Origin of the sequence: Proteiniphilum sp. UBA5384 (genome assembly GCF_002410825.1) — a bacterium.
Taxonomy (GTDB): domain Bacteria; phylum Bacteroidota; class Bacteroidia; order Bacteroidales; family Dysgonomonadaceae; genus Proteiniphilum.
Genome location: NZ_DHOS01000027.1, coordinates 1 through 5,391, shown reverse-complemented (window position 1 = coordinate 5,391; position 5,391 = coordinate 1). Strand labels below are relative to the sequence as shown.

At 40.7% G+C, this 5,391-nt stretch carries 2 protein-coding genes; both read left to right on the top strand.

Going from position 1 to position 5,391, the window contains the following annotated elements:
- The first annotated feature begins 444 nt into the window (after positions 1-444).
- Positions 445-3,564 (top strand): SusC/RagA family TonB-linked outer membrane protein, encoded by a 3,120-nt coding sequence (locus B4G81_RS05260; protein ID WP_294080824.1) that lies wholly within the window; start codon positions 445-447, stop codon positions 3,562-3,564.
- 12 nt (positions 3,565-3,576) lie between these two features.
- Positions 3,577-5,391, top strand: a 1,815-nt coding sequence (locus B4G81_RS05255) for a RagB/SusD family nutrient uptake outer membrane protein (protein WP_294080822.1), incomplete at its 3' end; no start/stop codon positions are given.

The window sequence follows — 5,391 nt, the reverse complement described above, 5'->3', positions numbered from 1 at the left end:
AATGTTAAACCTGTACATTGGATATTGCCAAAAGTTGTACACTCAACATTGCCATTTTTTGTACATTGTAAATTTGCTAATTACACCAGTCTTAGTACAGATAGTTCTTAATCTTTTAAGTTGATAGGAGCGTATATTTTACAGTAAGACTTCTTATGTCGACATAGATTCCCGAATTTGTTTTTTTGAAATTATTTTGAATTTATTGCTCGGTTTTTTCGATTTATTCGTTTTTTGAGGGAAGATCTGCGGAATATTCTAGCACATTATTTTCGTTCCTTTTTTACTTTGCAACTCCACACATTGGCTTTTTGAGGAAAATGAAAAGTATAACAGTGAAGAGGATCAACGCCGGTTTCTTCTCTTTTTGTCTTTAGATTACCGCGACACCCATGAGTGAGTTATTTGGATATAAAATAAATATTATTTAATTGATCAATTGTAATGGAAAACTATTTGCGAAACCATTTGAATAAGAGGTCTTTTCTGCCTCTTTTGATTGCCTTTTTTCTTGTATCCCCCTGGGCGTATGCTCAAAATAGTGTAAGGGTTACGGGGATGGTAACAGATATTGCGGGCGAACCTTTGATAGGGGTGAGTGTGCTGGAGATTGGAACCACACGTGGTACCGTATCGGATATGGATGGAAACTTTTCTTTTGACGTAAGTGGACCAGAGGCAACTCTTCAATTCTCTTATATAGGATTTGAAGAACAACTTATCAAAGTAGGAAGCCAGACCCTTATTAATGTAACGATGAAAGAGTCTACCAGTGAGCTCGACGAGGTTGTAATTGTCGGATACGGCACGATGAAGAAAAAGGACCTGACGGGTTCCATCGCATCCCTTAACAGTGCAAAGTATGAGAATGAAAAGAATAAGAATATACAACAGATGTTGCGGGGCAACATTCCCGGGCTTAATATCGGGATTACCAGGGATGCGAAAGGGAGTTCAGATATAGAAATCAGAGGTCAGCGCTCTTTGAGTGCCAGCTCTTCTCCATTAATCGTTTTGGATGGGGTTATATATAATGGAGACCTGTCTGACATTAATCCGAATGATATTCAAAGTATCGATGTGTTGAAAGATGCCAGCTCTGCAGCGGTATTTGGTGCTAAATCAGCAAATGGAGTAGTAATTGTGAATACTAAGAGAGGTACCAGTGAAAAGCCTACCATTGGTTTCGACATGAGTGTAGGTATGGTCAGCCTTCTTCGTTCCGCTAAAGTGTATGGACCTGAAGGTTTTATCAACTGGAGGTCTGATGTGCTGAAAAGTATCAACCGTTCTGCTCCTCCCTACGTGTTTGAAAGTCCTGACAACCTTCCTGATGGAATAACTCAGGAAGAGTGGTTGAAGTATGATAATTCTCAGGGGGATCCCATGGATGTTTGGTTGAGAAGGATCGGTTTGTCGCAAGTTGAACGGGATAACTACTTTAAGAATCAAAGTACAGACTGGACGAAGATGGTTTATGCAAACGGAATTCAACAGAGCTACAATGTGAATGTATCCGGTAGAACCGACAGACTAAACTATTATTGGTCCTTGGGGTATGACGATAATGAAGGAGTGATAAAATATGACGATTTTTCGGTTTACAGAAGCAGGATAAAACTGGATGCCAGAATTACCGATTTTTTGAATGTGGGAGTAAATACACTTTTTTCGATGAGAAAAGAACCGGGCGGAGCTGCTTCCTGGGGAATGGTTGATAACCTTTCTCCTTGGGGACAACCCACCAATCCTGATGGGACAATGAAAATTTATCCCACAGATGACGCTGTGGCTGCCAAGCATCCACTTATCGACCGGTCTCATACATATAAAGATTACACCTATAAATCACTGGACAATGTCCTTTTCGCAAAACTGACCTTACCCTATGAGATTCAGTATGAATTGAGGTTCTCTCCCCGTTTTACCAATAACGAACTCTATCTTCATAATTCATCGAAACATCCGGAGTATGCCAAATATGGGGGAAGCGCAACTCGTAATACATCCAGTGGACTATACTGGCAAGTTGACAACATCCTCTCCTGGAATAAGACTTTCAATAATAAACACACGTTGAATGCCACGCTTTTGTACAATGCTGAAAAAAGTCAAGGTTGGCAACAGACCATGAAAGGGGAGAGCTTTGTTCCCAGTGATGTTCTGGGTTATCACAATATGGGATCAGCTACTGTTACTACTCTTTCCAGCAACGATACTTATTCAACGGGTGTAGCCTATATGGCCCGGCTCTTTTATTCGTACAAATCCAGATATCTACTTACAGGTACAGTGCGTAAAGACGGCTATTCTGCATTTGGAGTGGGTAATCCTTATGCTGTTTTCCCTTCTCTGGCACTTGCCTGGGTATTCAGTGAGGAAGATTTTATGCGTAACCTGGAATGGCTGGATTACGGAAAGCTCAGGTTGTCATGGGGAAGTACCGGTAACCGGTCGATTGGTATTTACGATGCACTCTCAACGTTGAACAACGGATTGATAACTTACGTTGATCAAACAGGAAATGCTTACCAGGAATCGTACCTTTATTCAAATCGTATGGGTAACCGAAAACTGCAATGGGAGAATACCACTTCCTATAACGTCGGAATCGATTTCAATTTATTGGGTCAGAAAATAAACGGCAGTTTTGATTTATATTCGATGAATACGACTAACCTGCTTGTTAATAGATCTTTGCCTACTGTGACCGGTTACACGTCCGTGACAACTAATCTTGGTAAGGTAAATAATAAAGGCGTTGAATTCACATTGACCACACAGAACATCAATCACCCCGACTTCGTATGGAGTACTACCCTTAATTTGTCCTACAACCGCAATAGAATTGTTCAGCTTTACGGGGATATGGAGAATGTTTATGATGAAAATGGTGTTGTGATAGGGCAAAAGGAGATAGATGATATACGTAATGGATGGTTCATCGATCATGCTATTGATGAAATCTGGGATTATAAGGTTGACGGTGTATGGCAGTTGGGCGAAGAAGAAGAGGCCGCCAAGTATAAACTGGCACCGGGAGATTTCAAGCTGGTAGATGTGAATGGTGATTATAAGTTTACCAATGATGACAAATTTTTTCAGGGTTATAAGTCTCCTCCAGTAAGGTGGTCACTTAGAAATGATTTCAACCTGTTTCGGGATTTTGATTTGTCATTTCTTATCTATTCCAACTGGAATTACAAACGTTCGTTCAATGAAGCGAAACATAATCCTTCCATGACCATGGAACGTTTTAACTCATTCGTTATTCCTTACTGGACAAATAGTAATCCTACAAATAAGTTTGCTCGCTTAAACTCAAACATGGCGGGAGTTTCTTACAATATCTGGCAGGATATGTCTTTCATCAGGTTAGATAATATCTCCTTGGGGTATTCTGTTCCCAAGCAAATTGCAGAACGGTTAAAACTTGAGAATCTCAGATTCTCCCTGTCGGCAAAGAATGTTGGTCTGTTTACAAAGGAATTTGTGCTGTGGGATCCTGAATATGCCGGCCCCACACCATCTTACGTTACATTTGGTCTCAATTTTTCACTTTAATAAAAAGCAGTCATGAAACCTATCAATATATTCTTTCTAATTTTTGCCTATTTTGCACTTCTTCTGCCCGGATGCTCGGATGATTTCCTGAATCCAAAACCACTTTCAATCTTAACAACAGAGGCAGGTTTGGTAGATGCTACATCAATGTATGCAACACTCGGTTCCAGTACAAGGAATATCCGTAACCATTATATGGATGGCAGTTTCGCTCCTCCCATGTTTACTGAATACCTTTTTACTGAAGTGATGATAGACGGCACTACAGATAAGACATTCCCTACTAGGGATATGAACAGGTTGGTCATTCCCGACGGTGTGCTGAACGACGCCAGTTACAACCGTATAGGAACGATATGGAATGCTTCTTATGATGCAATAAAAAGTGCAACAATTGTTATTTCCAACATAGACAAGGCTACATACAGAAGCCAGGAGGAACGTAATGCAGTGTTAGGTACTGCATATTTTCACCGGGCATTTTGGTATTACATGCTGGTACACCAATTTGGAGATGTACCCTGGATTTCTGGACAAATCAGCGAGCCTAAACTTGATTTTTATTCTACAAAACGGGAAGCTATTCTGAATCAATTGAAAAAGGACCTTGAATTTTCAGCGCAGTGGGTTCCGGCGAAAACACAAAGAGGAAAAGTTTCAAAAGGTGCTTGCAACCACTTATTGACAAAAGTGTATCTTGCTTTGGGTGAGTTTGACAAAGCTGTAGCATCATCCACTGCGGTCATCAACGGGGGGTATTCATTAATGACAAAAAGATTCGGTGAAGATAAGAATGATCCTGCAAAAAATGTGATTTGGGATCTTCACCGCCCGCTAAACAAGGTAGCTCCGGATAACACGGAAGAGATTTTCAGTGTGATCGACCGTTACGGGATGCCGGATAATATTAAGAACGGCATGACTTCAATGTACATTTTTGTTCCTAACTGGGGAAATCAAACCAATTCAATTATGACCCCGGAAGGAAATGTGGGAATGTCGGAGTTGCTTGGACTTGAAATTCCGATTATCGAACAGATAGGAAGAGGAGTAAACAAAGGAAGAGGTACCAGTTACTATACACGATACATCTGGGATGATCCGGATGACTTACGTCATGCCCCTGGTAACTGGATGACCATGGAAGATCTTGTCTATAACAACACGAAATTGAAGACCCTGGGTGATCCTTACTACGGAAAACATTTGCAATTATATGATGATCAGGGAAACATACTGACCAAGGATACTATCCGCAACTGGACTGGAGGATGGCCACACTACAAATTGTTTGTACCAGATCCGATCCGGGTACAACCCCGTGGTGGTAATACCGACTGGTATGTTTTCAGACTTGCCGAAACATATCTTCTCCGTGCCGAAGCTTATCTTTGGAAAGGGGATGTGACAAATGCCTTGGCTGATGTCAATCGTGTGAGAAATAGAGCTGGGGCAGATTCATACACAGATACATATGATTTTAATTTAGGGACGATTTTGGATGAAAGAGCGCGTGAACTCTTTTATGAAGAGACTAGAAACTGTGAGTTAACACGTATTTCCTATATCTATGCTAAAACGGGAAAGCCGTGTTACAATGGAAAAAGTTATAACTTGAAGGACTTTTCCAAATCTAATTTCTGGTATGACCGGATTATGGAAAAGACAGAATTCTTTAATAAGGGTGTAAAGACAGTATCTGGCGATGAATTTACAATGAGCCCGTTCCACGTACTTTGGCCCATACCTCAAACGGTAATAGATGCCAATTCCATGGGAGTAATTAATCAGAATGAAGGTTACACGGGCTATGACAATAATGTGCCT